This is a genomic window from Micromonospora sp. NPDC048169 (genome assembly GCF_040652815.1).
GTDB lineage: Bacteria > Actinomycetota > Actinomycetes > Mycobacteriales > Micromonosporaceae > Micromonospora.
Genome location: NZ_JBEZMS010000009.1, coordinates 27163 through 49762, shown reverse-complemented (window position 1 = coordinate 49762; position 22600 = coordinate 27163). Strand labels below are relative to the sequence as shown.

Genomic DNA, 22600 nt, shown 5'->3' with positions numbered 1-22600 from the left:
CCACCGTCCCGGCGTGCCGGCGCTGATGGTCAGGCGCTCGTGCAGGGATTGCCGTTGAGGACGAACGATCCGGGTCTACCGGTGTTGCCGGTGTGGGTGGCCTGGAAGCCGATGTCCACCGAGCCGCCCGGCGGGATCGACGCGTTGTAGGACACGTTGCGGGCGGTCACCGCGCCGCTGGACGGGCTGTACGTGGCGTTCCAGCCGCCGGTGATCGTCTGGCCGCCCGGCAGCGTGAACGCGAGGGTCCAGCCGTTGAGCGCGGTGGTGGACGTGTTGGTGATCGTCACCGCGGCGGTCAGCCCGTTGTTCCAGGCGTTAACCACGTACCCGATCCGGCAGGCGCCCGACGGCGGCGGCGTGGTCGGTGGCGCGGTGGTGGGCGGCGCGGTGGTCGGCGGCGCCGTGGTCGGGGGCGCGGTCGTCGGGGGCGCGGTCGTCGGGGGCGCGGTGGAGTCCAGGCCGAAGAAGCGGATGGCCTGGGCCGCGTCGACCGGCAGGTTGTGCGTGACGCCCTGCATGCTGATCGCCTCGACAGTCGCGGTCCCGCCGGTGCCGCCGTAGCGGGTGCGGGTGTAGCCGGGCTGCGGACTGTCCGTGTACGCGGGCGTCTGGCTCAGCCCGTTCACGTTGGTCCACTGGTCGATCTCCTCGCCGAAGTTCGGGTAGCGCAGCGTCTCGTCGTTCGTGCCGTGCCAGAGCTGCATCCGCGGGCGCGGGCCGGTGTAGCCGGGGTAGGCGTTGCGCACCAGGTCACCCCACTGCTGCGGGGTCTTCAGCACCTGGCCGTTGGCGCACTCGCTGTTCCACTCGGAGCCGTTCGTGGTGGCGAAGCAGCCGAACGGCACACCGGCAAACGCGGCACCGGCGCGGAACACGTCCGGGTAGTCGCCGAGCAGCACGTTCGTCATCATCGCGCCGGACGACGTGCCGGTGGTGAAGATCCGCTGCGAGTCGACCGGGTAGCGCTGCCGCACGTAGTCCACCATCGACTTGATGCCCACCGGGTCGCTGCCGCCGTCGCGGCGCAGCGCCTGCGGCGAGGAGACGTCGAAGCACTTGCTGCTGCGGGTCACCGACGGGTAGACCACGATGTAGCCGTACCGGTCGGCGAGCGCCGCGAACTGGGTGCCGGAGTACATGGCCGGGCCGCTGCCGGTGCAGTAGTGGTTCACCACGAGCAGCCCGGGGCGGGCCGCGACGGTGTCCGGTACGTACAGGTACATGCGCAGGTTGCTCGGGTTGGTGCCGAAGTTCGTCACCTCGGTCAGCGCGGCGGCCGAGGCCGGCCCCGGTAGGGCGAGCGCCGCCCCGGCGGCGAGCCCGGCGGCGGCCAGCACCGCGCCGAGCAGCCGGAGTCTGCTCATTCTGGACAGCATGTGTTCTCCTCGGTGGTGGGAACGCCGCAGGTGGCAGCGTTCTCGCCGGCGAGGCGCCTGCGACGGGCGGCCCGGACCCTCGGAGACGAGATAGACAGTCGCGGATCGATGCGACCCGAATCGGATTCTAGGCCCCGACCGGCGGGCGGACAACCGCAGCGGCCACCCGGCGCGCCCGGTCCGGGCGGGTGAGCACGTCCACATTGTCCACGTACTGGTCCACCGCCCCCACCGGCGGCCGGTCGCGCAGCTGCGGGTCGGTGATCGCGGCGCGCAGCGCCTCGACGAACCGGCCGGCGTGCAGCACCAGGAACGGCCGGTCGTGGAACGGCCGGGCGGCCGGGTCCACCGGCGGCGCCAGCGCGGCGTCGTTGGTCCAGCCGGCCACCGTCTCCAGCGCCCCCACCAGGCCGGGCTCCCGGGCCGCCCAGTCACCCGGGCCGAGCGCGGCGCCGAGCCCGTCCACGACCGGCGTCGCGGCCGGCAGCGCCGCGAACACCGTGCCGAGCCATTTCGCGTACGGCGGCCAGCGCCGGTGCAACAGCAGGCCGAGGCGCATCAGATCCCGGGCCAGTCCGGCGACCACGACCCGGCTGCCCAGGTCGTCGCCGACCTCGGCACACCGGCCGGCCAGGTGCTCGGCCTGCGCGACCCGCTGCCAGCCGGACGCCAGCACGTGCCGCCACACGTCGTCCGGATACCAGGTGAGCCGGGCCCGGACGGCGGTGAGCGCGCCGTCGAGCCCGTCGTGGAACACCGCTCCCCCGGTCAGCTCCGCCAGCCGCTGCGTCGGTGTCGCCAGCCAGTCGGCGGTCGTCAGTCCGGCGAGCGGGTCGGTGCCCAGCCGCTCCCGCAGCCATCCGCCCAGCTCGTCCACGCTCACGCCGTGCCGGGCGCCGTCGGCGTGGACCGTGCCGAGCCGCGTTTCCGGCCCGCCGGCGTACCGGGTCGGCCAGCCGAGGAACCGCGCCGGCAACTCCGCGTCGAGCACCGCCCGTACCTGTGCCACGTCGTGCGCATCCGCCACGAAGACCTGGGTACGCGGGCCCCAGTCGTGGTCGGTCGAGCGCGGCGTGTCGAGGCCGAGCAGCTCGGAACCGCCGTCGAGCAGGCCGGCGGAGTACGGCAGGCCGGGCAGCCGCCGCGCCAGCAGCGGACCCACCACCTCGTCGTGGAACCGGCGGGCCAGGGTCAGGCCGGGTACGAAGCTCACCCCGCCAGTCTGCGCAGCGCGGGCCCCGCGCGCCCCCGGGTTTCCCCGCCCGGCGGTCGCCTCCCCCATCTCGTCACAGGGCTGTGGAAGGCTTGCCGGCGTGGCACACCGACAGCCGATCCTCCTGATCGACTCCCCCAGCCTCTACTTCCGCGCCTACTTCGGCATCCCCGAGTCGGCCGCCAGGACCGGCGACGGCCAGCCGGTGAACGCCGTACGCGGCTTCCTCGACATGCTCGCCCAGCTCGTGCGCACCCGCCGGCCCGACCGGATGATCTGCGCGATGGACCACGACTGGCGCCCGGCGTGGCGGGTGGAGCTGCTGCCGTCGTACAAGGCGCACCGGGTCGCGCCCGAGGGTGGCGAGGTCGTGCCGGACACGCTGTCCCCGCAGGTGCCGATGATCCTGGAGGTGCTGGACGCGCTCGGCATCCCGGTCGTGGGCGCGACCGGCTACGAGGCCGACGACGTGCTCGGCACGCTCGCGGTGACCCAGCCGGGCCCGGTCGAGGTGGTCTCCGGCGACCGCGACCTGTTCCAGCTCGTCGACGACGCGCATCCGGTGCGCCTGCTCTACGTGGGCCGGGGCGTGGCCAAGCTGGACGACTGCGACGACGCGGCGGTCCGCACCCGCTACGGCGTGCCGGCCGACCGGTACGCCGACTTCGCGGCGCTGCGCGGCGACCCCAGCGACGGGCTGCCGGGTGTGGCCGGGGTCGGCGAGAAGACCGCGGCCCGGCTGATCGACCGCTACGGCGGGCTGGACGGCATCCTGGCCGCGCTCGACGACCCGCGCTCCGGTTTCGCCCCCGGCCTGCGGGCCAAGCTCGACGCCGCCCGTGACTACCTGGCCGTGGCGCCGAAGGTGGTCCGGGTCGCCACCGACGTGCCGCTGCCCGAGCTGGACCCGACGCTGCCGACGGCCCCCGCCGACCCGGACCGGCTGCTGGAGCTGGCCCAGCGCTGGAACCTGTCCGGCTCGTGCCGCCGCCTGGTGGACGCACTAGCGGGCGACCGACAGTGATCAGTTGATCACGAAGGGCGGTCGGTGTTCCGGCGGGTCGGGAACTGGGCGCCGGGCTGCGCCAGCGTCGAGCGGGCGCGCAGGCCGACCGGGTCCGGCGCCGGTTCGGCCGGGGCGGTCCGCGGCTCCTCGCCGAGCCGCGAGCTGACGTACGCCAGACCGGCGCGGTCGTCGTCCGACGGCGCGGCGAGCAGCGCGTAGACCAGCCCGACCACACCGAAGACCACCGCCAGCACGATCGGCACCAGCAGGCCGCTCACCTCGGTGCCGGAGGCCGGGCCGCGGCTCTCGTGCAGGTGCACCGACAGGGCGCTCATGCCGGTGAAGTGCATGCCGTTGACAGCGATGCCCATGACCAGCGCCGAGGCGCCGATGGCGAGCGCCCGCCGCACGGTCATCGCCAGCCAGAGCGCCACGGTGGCGGCCACGATCGCGATGACCACGGACAACGTCACCCGCAGCGGGTCGTAGCCGAACGAGCCGTCCAGGCGCATCGCGGCCATGCCGGTGTAGTGCATGGCGGCCACCCCGGTGCCGGTGAAGAAGCCGCCGGCCAGCAGCCGGGGCGCGGCGAGCCGGCCAGTGCCCACGATCCACAGCCCGATGCCGACCGCGCCCACCGCGATCGCCGTGCTGGCGGCCGTCAGCGGCACGTCGTAGCGGATCCGGGTGCCGCCGACGGCGAACCCGAGCATCGCCATGAAGTGCATGGCCCAGATGGCGGTGCCACCCAGCGCCCACGCGGCGAGCAGGCCCCACCAGACGCGCTGGCCGCCGCTGGTGGCGGTCCGGATCCGCCCGGCGCAGACCAGCCCGAGCGCCGAACCGAGCACCGACAACGCGTAGCTGAGCGCGGGTGTGATCCACCCGTACTCGAAGTGATTGATCTCGCCCACGAGCCCTTCCCTCACATCCGCCCACGAGCGCGAAGCCACGGCGCTCCCGGGCAATGATCGGGCAGTACCTGGTCAGGGCGCACGTCGACCCCCCGACAATTCGCGTGGTGGCGACGCGGTGACGCAGCGGTGCGTCGGTTTCCGGCAACCGGTGACCGAAAGTGATCGTTAGGCCGAGGCGTGGTAGGCCAGCACGCCCCGGTTGACCGCCGCGATGGCCTGCCGGGCGGTGCCGCGCAGCTCGGCCGAGGCGCCACCCGAGTCGGCGAGCTGGCCGAGCAGGTCGACCACCTGGCGCGCCCAGCGGACGAAGTCCCCCGCCGGCATCTCCCCGTCGATCTGGTGGCCGCTGGCCAGCACCTTCGCCAGCGCCTCGCCCCGCGCCCACCGGTAGATCGGCCAGGCGAAGCCGAGATCCGGCTCCCGGGTCACGGCCAGGCCGCGCGCCGCCTCGTCCGCCTCGATGTCACCCCACAGCTTCAGCGTCTCGTCGACCGCGTCGGCCACCGCGCCGCGCGGCAGCGACGCCCGCTCGTCGACGTCGCGCCGGGCCTCGAACACCACCACGGACACGGCGGCGGCCAGCTCGGCCGGGGACAGGCCGTCCCACACCCGGCGGCGCAGGCACTCGGCCACCAGCAGGTCGGCCTCCGTCCAGATCCGGGCCAGCATCCGCCCGGCGTCGGTGACCTCGCCGTCGGCGGCCAGGTAGCCGCGCGCGGTGAGCAACGCGACGATCCGGTCGAAGGTACGGGCCAGCGAGCCGGTCCGCCCGGACACCCGCTGGCGCAGCTCCTCGGTGTCGCGTTCCAGCCGGCGCCGCCGCTCCGCCCAGCGGGCGTGCTCCTCCCGGTCCGGGCAGGCGTGGCACGGGTGCGCGCGCAGCTCGACGCGGAGCTGGCTGAGCCGGTGGTCCTCCCCCACCGCCTGACGGGACCGGCCGCCCCGCCGCCCGCCGTGCCGGTCCAGGCCGGTGCCGCTGACCGCCGCGGCCAGGTCCCGCCGGGCCGCGGGCGAGCGGTGGTTGAAGTGCTTCGGCACCCGGATGCGGGTGAGGACCTCGGCCGGGGTGGTGAAGTCGCCGGGGGTGACCCGCCCGGCCCAGCGGTCCTGGGTGAGGACCAGCGGCCGGGGCTCGCCGAACCCGCCGGTGGCCGGGTCCAGCACCACCGCCAGGCCGGCCCGCCGCCCGGACGGCACCCGGATCACGTCACCGACCCGCAGCCGCTCCAGCGAGGCGACGGCCGCCGCCTTGCGCTGGCTCTGCCCCTGCCGGGCGATGGCCCGTTCCCGGTCGGCGATCGCCACCCGCAGCGCGAAGTACTCGTCGAAGTCGCCGTGGTGGCAGGCGGCCTCCGCGCCGTACGCCTCGATCGTCTCGGTGTTGCGCTGCACCTGCCGGGCCAGGCCGACCACCGACCGGTCGGCCTGGAACTGCGCGAACGAGGACTCCAGCAGCTCCCGGGCCGGCGCCGCGCCGACGCTGCCGACCAGGTTGACTGCCATGTTGTACGAGGGCCGGAAGCTGGAGCGCAGCGGGTAGGTGCGGGTGGACGCGAGCCCGGCGACGTGCCGGGGGTCGGTCTCCGGTGACCAGACCACCACGGCGTGGCCCTCCACGTCGATGCCCCGGCGCCCGGCCCGGCCGGTGAGCTGCGTGTACTCCCCGGGGGTGAGGTCGACGTGTGCCTCGCCGTTGAACTTGACCAGGCGTTCCAGCACCACGCAGCGGGCCGGCATGTTGATGCCCAGCGCGAGCGTCTCGGTGGCGAAGACGGCCTTGACCAGCCCACGGACGAACAGCTCCTCGACCACCTCCTTGAACGCCGGGAGCATGCCGGCGTGGTGCGCGGCCAGGCCGCGCTCCAGCCCGTCCAGCCACTCCCAGTAGCCGAGCACGGACAGGTCCTCGCCCGGGATGGCGGTGACCCGGGACTCCACCACGCGGCGGATCTCGGCCCGCTCCTCCGGGGAGGTCAGGCGCAGCCCGGCCGCGAGGCACTGCTGCACGGCGGCGTCGCAGCCGGCCCGGCTGAAGATGAACAGGATGGCCGGCAGCAGCCCCTCCCGGTCGAGCCGGTCGACGATGTCCGGGCGCATCGGGCCGCGCCAGCGCGGGCCGCGCCGCCCGCCGCCGGGGCCGGCGCTGCGGCCCTCGCCCAGCTCCAGGCGGCGCATCGTGTCGCGGGTGTAGCGCAGCAGCTCGGGGTGCACGTCGTGCTTGCGGGCCGCGTCGGCGTCGTGGAACAGGTCGAACATCCGCTTGCCGACGAGCATGTGCTGCCACAGCGGCACCGGGCGGTGCTCGGAGACCACCACCGCGGTCTCGCCGCGCACGGTGACCAGCCAGTCGGCGAACTCCTCGGCGTTGGAGACGGTGGCCGACAGCGACACCAGCGTGACCGACTCGGGCAGGTGGATGATCACCTCTTCCCAGACCCCGCCGCGGAACCGGTCGGCCAGGTAGTGGACCTCGTCCATCACCACGTACGCCAGGCCTTCGAGCGTCGCCGAGCCGGCGTAGAGCATGTTGCGCAGCACCTCGGTGGTCATCACCACCACCGGCGCGTCGCCGTTTATCGCGTTGTCGCCGGTGAGCAGGCCGACGTGCTCGGCGCCGTAGCGGTCCACCAGGTCGTGGTACTTCTGGTTGGACAGCGCCTTGATCGGCGTGGTGTAGAAGCACTTGCGCCGCGTCGCGGGCGCGTCGCCGCCGGGCCGGCCGCGCAGCGCCAGGTGCACCGCGAACTCGCCCACCACCGTCTTGCCGGCTCCGGTGGGCGCGCAGACCAGCACGCCGCTGCCCCGCTCCAGCGCCTCGCACGCCTCGCGCTGGAAGTCGTCGAGATCGAACCCGAGATCCAGGGAGAATTCGTCCAGGGCCGGGAAGGCGGAGGCCTGCGCGGCCCGGCGGCGCGCCGCGGCGTACCGCTCGGCGGGGCTCGACATGGCACCAAGATTAATCGGTACGGCCGACGAGTACCGGTCAAGGCCGTCCGGCAGGACGGTCAGAGCGGGTAGGTAGGGTGCACGACGTGCCGGACCGTACCGAACTGCCCCACGTCTCGAGCGGCGCCGACGACGCCGTCCGCGCGAGCCCGTCCCGCCGGCCCGTGGAGGCGGTGCTCTTCGACTTCCACGGCACCCTCGCCCAGGTCGAGGAGCCGCTGGCCTGGGTGCTCGCCGCAGCGTCCGCCTGCGGGGTCGAGCTGGACCGGATCCGGGCCACCTCGCTCGCCGACCGGCTGCTCACCGCCGGGCGCGCGGGCGGCCCGCTGCCGGCCCGGGTGCCGCCCCGGCTGGCCGAGCTGTGGGCCGACCGCGATCTCTACCCGCACGCCCACCGGGGCGCGTACACCGGGCTGGCCGAGACCGTGGACACCGGCATCGACGGGTTCGCCGACGCGCTCTACGAGCGGGTGCTGGTGCCCGAGGGCTGGGTGCCGTACCCGGACACCGCACCGGTGCTCGGCGCCCTTCGGTCCGCCGGGGTGAAGGTGGCGGTGGTCAGCAACATCGGTTTCGACCTGCGGCCGCTCTTCGCCGCCTGGGATCTCGACGCGCTCGTCGACGCGTACGCGCTGTCGTACGAGGTGGGGCGCTGCAAGCCGGACCCGGGCATCTTCCTGCGCGCCTGCGGGATGCTCGGCGTCGACCCGGAGCGCACGCTCATGGTGGGCGACACACCGGCCGACGCGGGCGCGGTGGCGGCCGGGTGCGGGGTGCTGGTGCTGCCCTGCGCCGACGCGGGCCGCCCGAACGGGCTCGGCTCGGTGCTCGACCTGGCCGGAGCCGGCTGAGCGCCGACCCACCGGCGGCGGAAGGGCATCGCGGCGGACCGGCTACCGTCAGGGACATGTCCGGTGCCCTCCCCTTGCCGTCGCGCGCGCCGGGGCGGCTCGGCGGGGTCGCGCTGGTGCTCGGCGGGGCGCTGTCGGTGCAGTTCGGCTCCGCGCTGGCCGCGCTGCTGTTCCCGCGTACCGGAGTGGCCGGGGCGGTGACGCTGCGGCTGGCCATCGGCGCGCTGGTGATGCTCGTGGTGTGCCGCCCACGACTACGCGGGTACGGACGCCGCGACTGGGCCGCCGTGGTCGCGTTCGGGCTGGCCCTGGCCGGCATGAACTCGATCTTCTACCAGGCGATCGAACGGATCCCGCTCGGTCCGGCCGTCACCCTCGAAGTGCTCGGCCCGCTGGCGCTGTCCGTGTTCGGGGCGCGCCGGGCGGCGGCCTGGTTCTGGGCCGCGCTGGCGCTGGGCGGGGTGGCGCTGCTCGGGCAGGGCGGGTTCGACCGGCTCGACCCGGCCGGCGCGGTGCTGGCGCTGACGGCGGGTGCCATGTGGGCCGCGTACATCGTCTGCTCGGCGCGGATCGGCGCGCGGTTCCCCGGCGCCGACGGGCTGGCCCTCGCGCTGACCTTCGCCGCCCTGCTCACGCTGCCGTTCGGGCTGGCCGACGCGGGCGGGCGGCTCGCCGACCCGGCGGTGCTGGGGCTCGGGACCGCGCTGGCGCTGCTCGCCTCGGTGCTGCCGTACAGCCTGGAACTGGCGGCGCTGCGGCGGCTGCCCACGGCGACGTTCGCGGTCATGATGAGCCTCGGACCGGCGATCGCCGCGGTGGCCGGCTGGCTGGTGCTCGGCCAGGCGCTGCACCCGGTCGAGGTGCTCGCCATCGCGCTCGTGGTCGCCGCGAGCGCCGGCGCGGTCCGCGCCGCCGCCCCACCACCAGCCGCGCCGCCGGACCCGGTCACCTCGCCGGACCCGGCGGTCAGCGCAGCAGCCGCAGCGCGGCCGGCACGGCGCTGACGGTCACCGGCAGGTCGAAGGCGCGCTCCCCGTCGGCGTACGTGGTGATGCCGTCGGCGGCCAGCTCCACCGTCCGCGCCCGGTAGACGCGCGCCAGCGGATGCGTGACATGGGTGCCCCGGTAGATCTGCGGCTTGACCCGCATCAGCGTGCGCCTGTCGAAGCGGCCGCCGACCACCACGTCCAGCAGGCCGTCGTGCGGGTCGGCGTCCGGGCAGATCCGCATTCCGCCGCCGTAGCTGGCCGTGTTGCCCACAGCGATCAGCACGGCGTCCACCTCCTGCGCCACCCCGTCGAGGACCAGCCGGTAGCGGCGTGGCCGCAGCCGGGCCAGCTCCACCACTATCGCCAGGTCGTACCGGCGGGGTCCGCGCGGCCAGCGCATCCGGTTGGCGCGTTCGTTGACGATCGCGTCGAAGCCGGCCGCGAGCACCGCGCCGAACCAGCGGTCGGCGGCGCCGGGCCGGGACAGCCGCGCCAGGTCGACCGGGCGGGACCGGCCGGCGGCGAGCGCCTCGGTGATCACCTCGACCGCGGCGGCCGGGTCGGCCGGGAAACCGGTCTCCACCGCGAAGTCGTTGCCGGTGCCCGCCGGGACCGGCCCGAACGGCACCGCCGTGCCGGCGACCGCCTGCATCGCCCGGTGCACGGTGCCGTCGCCGCCCACCGCGACGAGCGCCCCGGCGCCGCCGGCGACAGCGGCGTGGCACGCCGCCTCCGCCTCCTCGGCGGTACGCGCGCGCAGCAGCTCGACCGGGCGGCCCGCTCGGGCGAGGCGCTCCAGGATCCCGGGCAGCAGACCGCGGTGCCGCCCCCGGCCGGCGGTCGGGTTGGCGAGCACGGCGACGGGGCCGGGCGGGACATGGTCGTGCGCGGTCACGGCGAGCACCGTACGGCACGGCTCGCGCCGCCCACCAGAGCCAGGTCACGCCGCGAACGGGCGGCACACGCCGACGGCGCCCGGCAGGGGGTGCCGGGCGCCGTGGCGGGGGTGGTTCAGGGCAGGTCGATCGGGCGCAGCACCCGGTCCACCGCGTGCGCGATCTGCTTGTTGCCCTTGTTGATGTCGTACCGCACCACCTTGGCGTTGCGGTCGCTGGTGTCGGCGTCGACCAGCCGCACCTCGCGGCCGTACCAGCAGCGCTTCACGTCCACCTCGACGGTCGCGCCGAGCGCGGTGGTCAGGTCCGCGCCGTCGGCCTTCAGCGCCGCCTTCCGGTCGATCGTCGCGCCGGGCACGACGTGGTAGAGCAGGACGTCCTCCACGGTGTCCACGCCCAGGCCGGCCACCGCGTCGAAGGCGGCCTTCTCGCCGGGCAGCTTCCTCGCGGCGGTGATGTCCCGGACCAGCTCCCGGAACGCGTAGTCGTTCGGCACGAACGCGGTCAGCGCGACAGTGCCGTCGGTGAGCACCTTCACCGGCGAGTCCGGCTTGGCCTGCAGCACCGTCAGGACCGCCTTGGTGAGGACGTCGAAGTCCCGCGAGTTGCGGTCGAAGCCGCTCTTGTCGGCGGTGAGCACCGCGGCCAGCGACCGGGTGCCCGGCTGCTTGGCGCCGGCCTGGGCGGGCACGGCGACGGCGGTGGTGGCCACCGCCGCCGCGGTGGCGCCCACGGCCAGCCGGGCGGCGAGACGAGCGATGTTCATCGGGGAGCCTTTCGTCGAAGCGACCAGGTCCGTGACTGTCGTCACGACCATTGCTTCGCCCGGACCGTCCCCGGTGGATGCACCCGGATCGACCGGCTTCGGATCGACGCCTCTCGCGTCAGCGCACCACCAGCCGCTTGCTCACCGAAGGCACGCCGTCGCCCTTGACCTTCAGCGACCAGTCCCCCGCCGCGCCGAGCGTCACCACCGTCTCGGCAGTGCCGTTGGCCTCCGCCTTCATCTCGGCGACCCGCTTGCCGTCGGGGTTGAGCACGTACAGCGTCCGGGCCCCGGCGGTCTTGTTCGTCACCTTGAACGCGAGCTTCTCACCGGGCTCGGCGATCAGGGCGTCCACACCGCTGATCGCGTCGTCGGTCAGCTCGATCGCCACCGACCTGTCGTAGGCCACCTCGGCGGCGGCGCTGGCCAGGTTGCCGTCGTCGGAGACAGTGATCTTGGTCCGGACGCCGTCGCCCTGCCGGCCGGGCTTGCAGGCCACCTCGTACGTGCCGGTCTGCAGCGAGGCGCGCAGGTCGCCGGTGCGGCCGGCCGGCACGTCCGCGACCTCGGCGATCACCTTCGTGAAGGCGTCGCCCTCCCGGCCGTACACGTAGACGCCGGTGGCCTGCTGACCCCGGTTGGTCACGGTGAAGGTGACGGTGCCCGGGGTGAACAGCGTGGTGGTGACCTCGCAGCTGGTGTCGGTGGCGGTCACCGGCACCTGCTGGCCTTTCGGCGCGGGCTCGTCGTCACCACAGGCGGTGAGCGCGGTGGCCGCGCAGAGGACGGTCAGGACGGCGGCGGTACGGCTCTTCATCGGGTTCTCCGGAGCACAGGTCAGGCGGGCTGACCGGAACGGGGCGCCGACGCACCCCGGCACACCGCCCGGGGGGCTCGGCGGAGTCAGCAGAGTCTAAGCGGGTACGGCGTCCCGGCAAGGCCCGAGGGCGGTCCGATGTCCGCCCGGACCCGCCGTGGAGCGTGCGGGCATGATGACGGCATGCGGCTGGTCTCCCTGCTCCCCTCCGCCACCGAGATCGTGTACGCGCTCGGCCTCGGCGACGACCTCGTCGGTGTCACGTTCGAGTGCGAGGTGCCCGCGTCGTACCGGTCGGGCACCACTGTGGTCGTCGGTGGCCGGGACACGCGCGGCATGAGCCCCGGCGACATCGACGCGTACGTCCGGGCGCAGGTGGCGGCCGGCGCCGACCTCTACACGCTGCACGCCGGCGCGCTGGCCGGGCTGGACCCGGATCTGATCCTCACCCAGGACCTGTGCCGCGTCTGCGCGCTGCCCTCGGGCCGGGTCGCCGACGCGGTGGACCACCTGGGGTGCCGGGCCGACGTGCTGTCACTGAACCCGTACACCCTGGACGACGTGCTGGAGTCGATCCGGGCGGTGGGCGCGGCGGCCCGGGTGCCGGAGCGCGCGGAGGCCCTTGTCGACGGTCTGCGGGCCCGGCTCGCGAAGGTCGGCGCGGCGGTGGCGGGCCGGCCCCGGCCGCGGGTCGCCGTGGTCGAGTGGGTGGACCCGCCGTTCGGCGCCGGGCACTGGATCCCCGACCTGGTCGACGTCGCCGGCGGGGAGCCGGTGGCGGTCCATCGCGGCGCCCGGTCCGCGCCGACCACCTGGGCGGCGCTGCGGGCCGCCCGCCCAGAGGTGGTGCTGGTCGCGCCCTGCGGGTTCCGCCTCGACGGGGCGGCCGAGCAGGCGGCCGCGGTGACGGGCCACTTCCCGGACGCGCAGGTGTGGGCGCTGGACGCGGACGGGCTGATCGTGCGCGCCGGCCCCCGCCTGGTCGACGGCGCCGAGACGATAGCCGCGATCCTGCACCCCGAAGCGGTCCCCCCAGCGAGCCCCAAAGCAGCCCGCCCCCTGACCTGACCCCCCGCCCCGCCCGCCCCGGCGATCTTGCAGTTTCGGCCCCGGCAAAGCGCGAATATCGGTCGCCCGAGGGGCACCAAGTGCAAGATCGACGCAGGACCCGGGGTTCGGCGGGGCGGTGAGGGGCGAGACGCGGACGCCGTCCCCGTGGGGCGGGGACGGCGTCCGGGTGCGTGGGGACGGTCGGGTCAGGTCATGTCGTCGTAGCGGCGCTCGATCGGCTTCGGGGCGGCAACCGGCTCCGGCGCTCCGATCGGGTCGGACGCCTCGATCCGGCCGCCGGCGGGCACCGGCTCGGTCGACAGGTCCAGCGGTGACACCTCGTCGTCGGCGATGCCGGCGTAGGCCTCACGCCCGCGACCGCGCCGCCTGTCGTTGATGAACGCCACCCCCACCGCGGCGAAGTAGAGCGCGCAGAGACAGATCGCCAGCGCGGTCATGCCGAACGGGTCGGGCGTCGGCGTGACCACAGCGGCGAACGCGAAGAACACGAACACCGCCACCCGCCACCAGCTGAGCAGCCGCTTGGCGCTGGCCAGGCCGACGAAGTTGAGCATCAGCACGATCAGCGGGAACTCGAACGCCACCCCGAACAGCAGGATCAGGTTCGTGACGAACGAGATGTAGCGGGTCACCTCGAGGTTGGTCGCGATGTCGTCGCCGGAGACGTTGAGCAGGAACTCCAGGCCCTTGGTGGTGACGAAGAACGCCAGCACCGCGCCGGCCGCGAACAGCGGGGCCGCCAGGGCGGTGAAGACGTACGCGTACCGCCGCTCGTGCCGGTGCAGACCGGGCGCGATGAACGCCCAGAGCTGGTAGAGCCAGACCGGCGCCGCGATGATCAGGCCCACCCAGAGACCGATCTTCAGATTCAGCAGGAAGACGTCGGCGACGCCGAGCTGCACGAACAGGCACTTGCCGGTTTCCGGATCGATCGACTGCGGCAGGTCGCAGTAGGGCTTCGACAGCAACACCCGGACCGGCGTGGCCAGCCAGATGCCGAAGCCGAAGCCGACAAGGATCGCCAGCGACGCCCGGAACAGCCGGTTACGCAGCTCGCGGATGTGCTCGATGAGCGTCATCGAGCCGTCGGCGGCCCGTGCGAAGTCGCTCGGGCCGCGCTTCTTCAACCCGAAGGCCACTGTGGTCGAGGCCCTCTCGGATCAGTTCTCGCGGACGCGCTGCACCGGGTCGGCCGGCGGGGCGACGGGCTGCTGCGGCTGCTGGACGTACTGCTGCTGGCCCTGCACGTACTGCTGCTGGCCCGGGGCGTACGGCTGGCCCTGCACGGGCTGCTGCGGGGCGAGCGGCTGGTAGCCGGCCTGCGCGTCGGCCTTCTCGGCGAGATCGCCGTCGTCGTGCAGGCTCTTGGTCTCAGCCTTGATGATCCGCAGCGAACGGCCCAGCGAGCGGGCCGCGTCGGGGAGCCGCTTCGCGCCGAACAGCAGGATCAGCACGACCACGAGTACGGCGATGTGCCACGGCTTGAGGGCACCCATGGGAAGCTCCAGTCGCTCTGTGTAGTAGTGAGGGGTGGGTCGTCGCCCATCGTACGTGCGTAGCAGCGCCTTGCCACCCCCGCGGGCCTGCTCGTGCGGGCCCGATCGGTGAAGTTTCGGCCAACCCGGAGTGTCCCGTCAACCATCCGGCACCGTGCATTTCTGCGCGGAACCGCCCAGGAGCGCGCAAACGGCGCTCAACTGGCCGACGATCGTCGATCAGTCGCCGCGTTTGGCCTTGATCAGCTCGATCCGCTCCTGGGCGAGCACCGCCCGCGCCTGGAGCGACTCGGCCCGCGCCTGCAACTGCTCGGCGGCGTCGCGCAGCGACTCCGCCTCGGCTGCCCGGCGCTGCAGGGCCAGCGCGGAACGGCGCAGCCCCGGCAGCCGGCTCACCACCGGACGGATCGCCAGGGCCAGTACGACCAGCGCGAACACCACGACCCCGAGCACGATCCACATCACCACGGCGGTCAGCCTATCGGGTGCCGCCGACCGCCGCCGGGTCGGCGCTGCCGGCCGGGGTGGCGTACGCGTCGAGCGCGGCCACGGCCTGGGCGCGTACCTGGTCGGCCAGCTCCGCCGGGGCCACCACGGTGACCTCCGGGCCCAGCCCGAGCACGAACCGCCGGGCCCACCCGAGGTCGGTGACGCGCAACGACACCAGCCACTGCTCGCCGTCGGCCTCGACCCGCTCGCACGGATAGTATTCGGTGATCCACCGCTCGCCCCGCCCGATCCGCAGCGTGATCAGCGGCAGGTCGGCCGACGGGCGGAACACCCCGTCGCTGAGGTCGTGCGGGCGGGCCTGCGGCGGCACGACCGCCTGCTCCGGCAGCTCGGTCACCGCGTCGATCCGGTCGGCCCGGAACAGCCGCACCGCCTCGGCCCGGCGGCACCACGCCTCCACGTACGCCCGGCCGCCGACCATCAGCATCCGCAGCGGGTCGATGGTGCGCTCGGTGGTCTCGTCCCGGGCCGCCGTGTAGTAGGTGATCCGCAGCGCCCGGCCGCGCTCGACGGCGGCGCGCAGCTCGCGTACCCGGGCGGTGTCGCCGGGCAGGCGGACCTCGACCGGCGCTCCGGCCAGGTCACCGGCGGCGCTCTCGATCTTGGCGAGTGCCCGCTCGACCGCCTCGCGGTTGGCCACGCCGGGCGTCTCGGCGATCATCCGCAGCGCCACCACCAGGGCCAGGGCCTCGTCCGGGGTGAGCCGCAGCGGGCGGTCGATGCCGGCGTCGTAGGTGATCGTCACCCGGTCGCCGTCGAACGCCATGTCGATCAGGTCACCGGGGCCGTAGCCGGGCAGCCCGCACACCCAGAGCAGTTCCAGGTCCTCCCGGAGCTGCTTCTCGGTCACCCCGAGGTCGTGCGCCGCCTCGGCGATCTCGATGCCGGGACGGGCCAGCAGGTAGGGCACCAGGTTGAGCAGCCGGGCCAGCCGGTCGGCCGAGGCACGGCCCGCGCGGGCCGCCGGGCGGGTCACCGGGCACCTCCGGCGACCGCCAGCTCGTCGTGGCGGGCGGCCACCTCCTTGAGCCGCTGGATGACCGACTCCCGCACCTCCGGTGGCTCCAGCACGCGCACGTCCGGGCCGTACCCGACGATCTGGCCGGCCAGGTAGTCGGCGTCGGCGTACGGCAGCACCAGCCGGTCGCCGTCCGGACCGGCCTGGCACTCCACCGCCCAGCGGCGCAGCCCGGCCGCGCGGCCCGGCGTGGCCAGCACGGTGGCCCGGCCGGTGCGCTCCACCGGCCCGGACCAGCGGGCCACGTGGCTGATCAGGTCGACCCCGGCGGGCGGCTCGTAGGCGCCCGGCTCGCCGGTCGCCCGGACCGTGCCGACCACCCGGGACAGCCGGAAGCAGCGGGTCGCCGCGCGGTCCAGGTCGTGGCCCACGACATACCACCGGCCCCGCCAGCAGACCACGCCCCACGGCTGGACCCGGCGGCGGCTGGACGCGTCCCGGTCCGGCACGCGGTAGTCGAAGCTGACCTCGCGCCGGTCCCGCGCGGCGGCGGTGAGCGGCGCGAACGCCGGGTCGACCGTGACCGTCGGCTCCAGGCCCAGCGTGGCCTGCGGATCCACGTCGATTCCGGCGGCGCGCAGCTTCGCCAGCCCGGACGACGCGGCGGCGGCCAGCCCGGCGTGCTGCCACAGCCGGGCCGCGATGCCCACCGCCGCGGCCTCGTCCGGTTCGAGCGGAATGTCGGGCAACGCGTACGCGCGCGGCGCGATCCGGTAGCCCGGCTCGGCGTCGAAGACGCTCGCCGTGCCGGTCTCCAGCGGCACCCCCAGCTCACGCAGCTCGGCCTTGTCGCGCTCGAACTTGCGCTGGAACGCCTCGTGGTCCTTGGCGTCGTCCGGGTCGTGCTCGTAGCCGGGCACGGTCGCGGCGATCTGCGCGGCGGTCAGGAAGCGTCGCGTCGACAGCAGGCAGATCACCAGGTTGACCAGGCGTTCGGTACGGGTCCGGGACACGTGCAAACGCTAGCAGCCCGCGCGTCCGGCGCGGGCACCCGCGCGGCGCGGCGCGGGGGTCTTCCCACCCGGCGTCGGACATCGACCGGTCATAGGGTGAGCGCATGGCGGAGCCGGAGGTCAAGACCGAGAGCGTCGGCACGGTCGTGGTGGCCGGCGCGGCGAACCTCGCCATCGCGGTCGCGAAGCTGGTAGCGGGCCTGATCTCCGGCTCCGCGGCGATGCTCTCCGAGGCCGCCCACTCGCTCGCCGACACCACCACCGAGGTGCTGCTCTACCTGGCGCTGCGGTCTTCCTGGAGGACGCGCCGCGCTGATCGGCCTGCTGATCGCCGCCGGCGGGCTCACCCTGTCGCACCTGACCGGCGACGAGCTGTACGACGGCGTCGCCTCCATCCTCATCGGCGTGCTGCTGCTGGTGGTCGCCGCGATCCTGGCCCGCAGCAACATCTCGCTGCTGGTCGGCCGCTCGGTGTCCGACCGGCTGCACCAGCGCATCGAACGGGAACTGGCGGACGTCCCGACGGTGGACCGGGTCGACACGCTGATGACCATGTTCCTCGGCCCGGACGACATCCTCGTCGCCGCCAAGGTCGACTTCCGCGACGACGCCACCGGCGCCGACATCGAGGCCGCCGCGGACGAGGCCGAACGCCGGCTCACCGGGCACTTCCCGGAGATCGCGTACGTCTTCCTCGACCCCACCCGGTCCCGCTCGGCCGGCCGGCCCGCCCGCACCACCCAGGACGAGGCAGGCCGCCCGCTCGACGGCGACACCTGACCCGCCCCCGGCCCGCCCGCACCCCGGCCGATACCGTGCACCGCATGGTGCGATGGCGGTCCGGCACGGTCACTGCGGTACGGCGGCGGTGGACCGGTGCCGTCGAACTCGACGTCGAGCTGCCCGACGGCGCCCGGATGCGCGCCCTGGCCTACCCGGCCCTGGTCGGCGAGCCCGAACCCGGCGACCGGGTGCTGCTGAACGCCGGCGCACTGCTGATGGGCCTCGGCACCGGCGGCTACGCCCTGGTCGTCGCGCTGCCCGACCGGCTGCCCCCGGACCCGCCGCAGGCCGGCGACAGCCGCGACGACGGGCACCTGGTCAAGGCCCGCTACACGCCGCTGCAACCGATCCTGCTCGGCGTGGACGAGGAGGCCTCACCGCACCACGACACGCTGGCCGCCGCCGACACCGTCGACGGCATGCCGGTGGTCACCGCCGACCTGCACTCCGCGCTGCCGGCGATCCTCGCCGGGGTACGCGCCGACGCGCCCGGCGCGCGGGTGGCGTACGTGCTGACCGACGGCGGCGCGCTGCCCGCCTGGTTCTCGCGGACCCTGGCCGGCCTGTCCGGGCACCTCGCCGGCACGGTCAGCGTGGGCCAGGCGTTCGGCGGCGACCTGGAGGCCACCACCCTGCACAGCGGCCTGCTCGCCGCCCGGCACGTGCTCGGCGCGGACCTGACGATCGTCGCCCAGGGGCCCGGGAACCTCGGCACCGGCACCCGCTGGGGCTTCTCCGGCGTCGCCGTCGGCGAGGCGGTCAACGCCGTCGCCACGCTGGGCGGGCGCCCGGTCGGCTCGCTGCGCATCTCCGACGCCGACGCCCGGTCCCGGCACCGTGGCGTCTCCCACCACAGCCTGACCGCGTACGGCCGGGTCGCGCTGGCCCGCGCCGAGCTGGTGGTGCCGGACGGCCTCGACCCCGCCCTGGCGGCGGAGGTCGCCGCGGCGCTGGCGCCGCTGGCCGGCCGGCACACGATCGTCACCGTGCCCGCCGACGGCCTCGACGCGGCGCTGCGGGCCAGCCCGGTCGGCCTGTCCACGATGGGCCGGGGCCTGGACGCCGACCACGCCTACTTCCTGGCCGCGGCCGCCGCCGGCCGCCACGCGGCCCGTCTGCTCGGCTGAGCCCCACCGCCCTCAGCTCGCCCGGTAGCCGTTCGCGACGAGATGGCCGGCGGCCCGCGCGTGCGGCGGCTTCGCCCCGTGCTGTCAACCCCGGCGCCGGGCAGGCCGCCGAAAACAGTCAGCACGTTGGAAGGAGCAGGGCCCGAACGGCCTCCACATACTGTCCGGGAACTCGACTCCGGCCACCCGTCAACGCCGCCCGTGCCAGGCAGCCGGGCGGGAAACGCGGCTGGCCGCCGTTAGGAGGCGACCCCATGGCCCTGCGACAGCTCCCGGACGCGACCCCCGACGCCGGGATCTCCACCCACCGCCCGCCGCATCCCCTCCGACTCGCCCTGATCAGCGCGGCAGCCGGCCTGCTGCTGGCCGTCCTGTGGTCCTTCGAGCTGGTCGACAAGGTCATCGGCGACAACGTCGCGAACACCGTGCTCGGCCACGACGCCAAGGAGACCGCCCTCACCGGCACCGCCGCCGGGCTGCTCTTCGCGTTCGTCTCCGGCTTCGCCGGCACCTTCACCGCCTGCAACATCGCGGTGGCGGCCTCGATCGGGCCGATGAGCCAGGTCTCGGACGCCGACCCCGCCGGCGGCACCCGGACCGCGCTGCGCGCCCTGCTGCGCCCGGTCGGCTGGCTCGCCCTCGGCATGGTCGTCGTCTCGGCCGGCTACGGAATCATCGGCGTGCTGCTCGGCGACCGGCTGCCCCAGCTGTCCACCGAGACGGTCGACGGCATTCCGGTACGCCTCATCCAGTCGTCGGTCGTCTTCGGCGTCATCGGACTCGCCCTCACCTACCTCGGGGTCGCCGCGCTCAAGCTCGTGCCGGACGTCTTCGCGCACCGGCCCATCGCCCGGGTGATCACCATCGGCGCGCTCGTCGGCGGGTTCCTCGTCGGCCGGCCCTACCCGCTGTTCAACAAGCTGTTCCACTGGGCCGTCGACTCCGGCAACCCGCTCTACGGGGCGCTGGCGTTCACGTTGCAGTCCCTCGGGAACATCCTGCTCGTCACGGCCATCTTCGTCATCGTCGTGGCGATCAGCCGGGGACGCTTCCTCTCCTGGATGGCCAACCCCCGCCGCGCCGCCGCCGTCACCGGAGCGCTGCTCGTCGCGCTCGGCGTCTTCACCGTCATCTACTGGGACATCCGGGTCCCGGCGATGTTCGGCTTCGGCTGGTTCCCCCGGATGCCGTACAACTGAGCCGCCCCCGAACTCAGCCGAGCAGCAGGATCAACGCCAGCCAGCCACCGACGATCAGCACCAGCGCCGCCGCCAGCACCCACGTCGGGACCGTGTAGTCGCCACGACGGTTGCGTTCGATCTCGGCGCGGATCTTCTCCCGGCGGCGGTCGATCCAGTTGAGCTTCTCGGCGCCGTCACGGTCCGAGGACGTCTCGCGGCCGGACCCGCCGGCGGATTCGGAAGTGTTCATCGCGACGCCAGCGTACCTGTGGACGGGCGGCCGGTGCCGGGCACCGGCCGCCCGTGACGATCACATGCTCGCGATCAGGCGCTCCACCCGCTCGTCGTACGCCCGGAACGGGTCCTTGCACAGCACCGTGCGCTGCGCCTGGTCGTTCAGCTTCAGGTGCACCCAGTCCACGGTGAAGTCCCGCCGCTTCTCCTGGGCGTGCCGGATGAACTCGCCGCGCAGCCGCGCCCGGGTGGTCTGCGGCGGCGTCTCCTTCGCCTCGAAGATCTCCGGATCGGTCGCCACCCGGTCCACCTCGCGACGGCGCTCCAGCAGCCCGTACAGGCCGCGGCCGCGTCGCAGGTCGTGGTAGGCCAGATCCATCTGTGCCACCCGCGGGTGCGACAGCGGCAGGTCGTGCTTGCGCTGGTAACGCTCGATCAGCTTCAGCTTGGTGACCCAGTCGATCTCCCGCGCCACCGGGTCCAGGTCGCCGGTCTCGACCGCGCGCAGCACCCGGCCCCACAGGTCGACCACCCGCTTCGCGGTCTGGTCGCCGCCCCGGCGCTCCACGAACTCCGTCGCCTTGGCCAGGTATTCCTGCTGGATCTCCAGCGCCGAGACCTCCTTGCCGGAGGCCAGCCGGACCTTGCGCCGGCCGGTGATGTCGTGCGACACCTCGCGGATCGCCCGGATCGGGTTCTCCAGCGTGAGGTCGCGCATCACCACGCCGGCCTCGATCATCCGCAGCACGATGTCGGCCGTGCCGACCTTCAGCAGTGTGGTGACCTCGTTCATGTTCGAGTCGCCGACGATGACGTGCAGCCGCCGGTAGCGCTCGGCGTCCGCGTGCGGCTCGTCCCGGGTGTTGATGATCGGCCGGCTGCGGGTGGTCGCCGAGGAGACACCCTCCCAGATGTGCTCGGCCCGCTGCGACAGGCAGTAGACCGCGCCGCGCGGCGTCTGCAGCACCTTGCCCGCGCCGCAGATCAACTGCCGGGTGACCAGGAACGGGATGAGCACGTCGGCCAGCCGGCCGAACTCGCCGTGCCGGGACACCAGGTAGTTCTCGTGGCAGCCGTACGAGTTGCCGGCCGAGTCGGTGTTGTTCTTGAACAGGTAGATCTCGCCCGCGATGCCCTCGTCGTGCAGCCGCTTCTCCGCGTCGACGAGCAGCCCTTCCAGGATCCGTTCACCGGCCCGGTCGTGCGCCACCAGGTCGGTCACCGAGTCGCACTCCGGGGTCGCGTACTCCGGGTGCGAGCCGACGTCGAGATAGAGGCGGGCGCCGTTGCGGAGGAACACGTTGCTCGACCGGCCCCACGACACCACCCGCCGGAACAGGTACCGCGCGACCTCGTCGGGGGACAGTCGGCGTTGCCCGCGATAGGTGCAGGTGACGCCGTACTCGGTTTCGAGGCCGAAGATTCGCCGCTCCATGATGAGACATTAGCCGCCCGGAGCCCTCGATGGGCACCGCCGACGTTCGCCGCTTGCGATCTGCCCCGCACGGATCGGCGCGGTGGCGCCCCTCGTACGCGAAAGACCCCGCCACCTCGGCGAGGTGGCGGGGTCCGCAAGCGGACGTCACTCGGCGGGCTTGTCCTCCGCGTTGCCCTCCAGATCGGCCGAACCCGCCGACGTGGTCGGCTTCTTCGCCTCCTCCGTCGGCGCGGCCGGCGTCTTCGCCCGGCCCGGCGCCGGCGCGGTGTCGGCCTCGGCGTCGCCCTCCAGCAGCGCGGTGAGTGCCGCACCGGTGATCCGCCGGAACGTACGGCCCACCCGGCGCCGGTCCAGGACCGCCACCTCCAGCTGGTTCGCGGCGATCGTGCGGGCCGCCCCGCCCTCGCCGCCGACGCTGCTCAGCGCCTTCATCGCGGCGCGGACCGCCTCCGACAGCGACATCTCCGGCCGGTGCTCGTTCTTCAGCACCCCGCTGATCGCCTCGGCCTGGCCGCCCATCGCCATCCGGCCCGGCTCGTCGTTCACCGAACCGTCGTAGGTCACCCGGTAGAGGGAGTCGTCCTCGGGCGTGGCGCCCACCTCGGCCACGCAGATCTCCACCTCGAACGGCTTGGACTGCTCGGTGAAGATCGCGCCCAGCGTCTGCGCGTACGCGTTCGCCAGCGCCAGGCCGGTCACGTCCCGGCGGTCGTAGCTGAGCCCGTTGAGGTCGGCCATCCGCACGCCCGCGCGGCGCAGGTTCTCGAACTCGTTGTACCGGCCGACCGCGGCGAAGCCGATCCGGTCGTAGATCTCGCTGACCTTGTGCAGCGTGCTGGACAAGTTCTCGGCGACGAAGAGCACCCCGCCCGCGTAGCTCAGGACCACCGCGCTGCGGCCCCGGGCGATGCCCTTACGGGCCAGCTCGGAGCGGTCGCGCATGATCTGCTCGGGCGAGGCGTAGAACTGCATGGCCACGGCGGCGGTTCTCCTTCTGCGGGACTGCTGA

General features: G+C 74.0%; 22 protein-coding genes and 1 pseudogene. 8 read left to right on the top strand and 15 right to left on the bottom strand.

What is annotated here, in order from left to right:
• Positions 1–29: 29 nt before the first annotated feature.
• Together AB0D28_RS10660 and AB0D28_RS10655 are read right to left on the bottom strand one after the other, a co-directional pair.
• Positions 30–1379, bottom strand: coding sequence for a PHB depolymerase family esterase (locus AB0D28_RS10660; protein ID WP_357384383.1), 1350 nt, complete (start codon positions 1377–1379; stop codon positions 30–32).
• Positions 1380–1506: 127 nt separating this feature from the next.
• On the bottom strand, positions 1507–2592 hold the full coding sequence (locus tag AB0D28_RS10655) for a DUF4037 domain-containing protein (RefSeq protein ID WP_357384381.1): 1086 nt from the start codon (positions 2590–2592) through the stop codon (positions 1507–1509).
• A gap of 100 nt (positions 2593–2692) precedes the next feature.
• Here AB0D28_RS10655 and AB0D28_RS10650 point away from each other — a divergent pair, with 100 nt between their 5' ends.
• The gene (locus AB0D28_RS10650) at positions 2693–3616 is read left to right on the top strand and encodes a 5'-3' exonuclease (RefSeq protein ID WP_357384379.1); all 924 of its coding nucleotides are present in this window, start codon (positions 2693–2695) and stop codon (positions 3614–3616) included.
• Between the two features lie 8 nt (positions 3617–3624).
• Here AB0D28_RS10650 and AB0D28_RS10645 read toward each other — a convergent pair whose 3' ends face one another.
• On the bottom strand, positions 3625–4512 hold the full coding sequence (locus tag AB0D28_RS10645; protein WP_357384377.1) for an MHYT domain-containing protein: 888 nt from the start codon (positions 4510–4512) through the stop codon (positions 3625–3627).
• A gap of 168 nt (positions 4513–4680) precedes the next feature.
• Positions 4681–7461 (bottom strand): DEAD/DEAH box helicase, encoded by a 2781-nt coding sequence (locus AB0D28_RS10640; protein WP_357384375.1) that lies wholly within the window; start codon positions 7459–7461, stop codon positions 4681–4683.
• A gap of 104 nt (positions 7462–7565) precedes the next feature.
• Here AB0D28_RS10640 and AB0D28_RS10635 point away from each other — a divergent pair, with 104 nt between their 5' ends.
• Complete coding sequence (locus tag AB0D28_RS10635) at positions 7566–8312, top strand: HAD-IA family hydrolase (protein ID WP_357384650.1); 747 nt, start codon at positions 7566–7568, stop codon at positions 8310–8312.
• Positions 8313–8368: 56 nt separating this feature from the next.
• A complete protein-coding gene (locus tag AB0D28_RS10630) occupies positions 8369–9316 on the top strand; it encodes an EamA family transporter (protein WP_357384373.1) in 948 nt (315 codons plus the stop codon).
• Here the strand turns inward: AB0D28_RS10630 and AB0D28_RS10625 are convergent.
• The 3 genes from AB0D28_RS10625 to AB0D28_RS10615 form a co-directional block, all read right to left on the bottom strand.
• Positions 9279–10205, bottom strand: coding sequence for a diacylglycerol kinase (locus AB0D28_RS10625; protein ID WP_357384371.1), 927 nt, complete (start codon positions 10203–10205; stop codon positions 9279–9281). The genes AB0D28_RS10630 and AB0D28_RS10625 overlap by 38 nt on opposite strands.
• A gap of 107 nt (positions 10206–10312) precedes the next feature.
• Positions 10313–10963, bottom strand: coding sequence for a fasciclin domain-containing protein (locus AB0D28_RS10620; protein WP_350816953.1), 651 nt, complete (start codon positions 10961–10963; stop codon positions 10313–10315).
• 118 nt (positions 10964–11081) lie between these two features.
• A complete protein-coding gene (locus tag AB0D28_RS10615; RefSeq protein WP_357384369.1) occupies positions 11082–11780 on the bottom strand; it encodes a hypothetical protein in 699 nt (232 codons plus the stop codon).
• Positions 11781–11963: 183 nt separating this feature from the next.
• Here AB0D28_RS10615 and AB0D28_RS10610 point away from each other — a divergent pair, with 183 nt between their 5' ends.
• The gene (locus tag AB0D28_RS10610) at positions 11964–12848 is read left to right on the top strand and encodes an ABC transporter substrate-binding protein (RefSeq protein ID WP_357384367.1); all 885 of its coding nucleotides are present in this window, start codon (positions 11964–11966) and stop codon (positions 12846–12848) included.
• A gap of 188 nt (positions 12849–13036) precedes the next feature.
• Here AB0D28_RS10610 and tatC read toward each other — a convergent pair whose 3' ends face one another.
• The 5 genes from tatC to AB0D28_RS10585 all read right to left on the bottom strand — a co-directional run bounded on the left by tatC (position 13037) and on the right by AB0D28_RS10585 (position 16828).
• Complete coding sequence (gene tatC, locus AB0D28_RS10605) at positions 13037–13990, bottom strand: twin-arginine translocase subunit TatC (protein WP_357384365.1); 954 nt, start codon at positions 13988–13990, stop codon at positions 13037–13039.
• Between the two features lie 21 nt (positions 13991–14011).
• Entirely contained in the window at positions 14012–14347 is a 336-nt protein-coding gene (gene tatA / locus AB0D28_RS10600; RefSeq protein WP_357384363.1) for a Sec-independent protein translocase subunit TatA, read from the bottom strand.
• Positions 14348–14566: 219 nt separating this feature from the next.
• A complete protein-coding gene (locus AB0D28_RS10595; RefSeq protein WP_357384361.1) occupies positions 14567–14815 on the bottom strand; it encodes a hypothetical protein in 249 nt (82 codons plus the stop codon).
• 10 nt (positions 14816–14825) lie between these two features.
• On the bottom strand, positions 14826–15833 hold the full coding sequence (locus tag AB0D28_RS10590; protein ID WP_357384359.1) for a YafY family protein: 1008 nt from the start codon (positions 15831–15833) through the stop codon (positions 14826–14828).
• Positions 15830–16828 (bottom strand): WYL domain-containing protein, encoded by a 999-nt coding sequence (locus tag AB0D28_RS10585; protein WP_357384357.1) that lies wholly within the window; start codon positions 16826–16828, stop codon positions 15830–15832. Before AB0D28_RS10585 ends, AB0D28_RS10590 begins: the two co-directional genes overlap by 4 nt.
• 104 nt (positions 16829–16932) lie before the next feature.
• Between AB0D28_RS10585 and AB0D28_RS10580 the strand changes: the two are divergent.
• The 4 genes and pseudogenes from AB0D28_RS10580 to AB0D28_RS10565 form a co-directional block, all read left to right on the top strand.
• Positions 16933–17070 (top strand): annotated as a pseudogene (locus tag AB0D28_RS10580) (cation transporter); the annotation flags it as partial.
• Positions 17071–17233: 163 nt separating this feature from the next.
• Complete coding sequence (locus AB0D28_RS10575; RefSeq protein WP_357384660.1) at positions 17234–17608, top strand: hypothetical protein; 375 nt, start codon at positions 17234–17236, stop codon at positions 17606–17608.
• A 44-nt stretch (positions 17609–17652) separates the two neighbouring features.
• Positions 17653–18738 (top strand): DUF3866 family protein, encoded by a 1086-nt coding sequence (locus AB0D28_RS10570; protein ID WP_357384648.1) that lies wholly within the window; start codon positions 17653–17655, stop codon positions 18736–18738.
• A 254-nt stretch (positions 18739–18992) separates the two neighbouring features.
• Entirely contained in the window at positions 18993–19937 is a 945-nt protein-coding gene (locus AB0D28_RS10565) for a hypothetical protein (RefSeq protein ID WP_357384355.1), read from the top strand.
• Between the two features lie 13 nt (positions 19938–19950).
• On the opposite strand, the gene AB0D28_RS10560 is transcribed toward AB0D28_RS10565, so the two are convergent.
• The 3 genes from AB0D28_RS10560 to prcA all read right to left on the bottom strand — a co-directional run bounded on the left by AB0D28_RS10560 (position 19951) and on the right by prcA (position 22569).
• Positions 19951–20169, bottom strand: a complete 219-nt coding sequence (locus AB0D28_RS10560) for a hypothetical protein (RefSeq protein WP_357384353.1) — start codon at positions 20167–20169, stop codon at positions 19951–19953.
• A 60-nt stretch (positions 20170–20229) separates the two neighbouring features.
• Complete coding sequence (pafA, locus tag AB0D28_RS10555) at positions 20230–21588, bottom strand: Pup--protein ligase (RefSeq protein WP_013286109.1); 1359 nt, start codon at positions 21586–21588, stop codon at positions 20230–20232.
• A 147-nt stretch (positions 21589–21735) separates the two neighbouring features.
• Positions 21736–22569 (bottom strand): proteasome subunit alpha, encoded by an 834-nt coding sequence (gene prcA / locus AB0D28_RS10550; RefSeq protein ID WP_357384351.1) that lies wholly within the window; start codon positions 22567–22569, stop codon positions 21736–21738.
• Positions 22570–22600 lie beyond the last annotated feature (31 nt).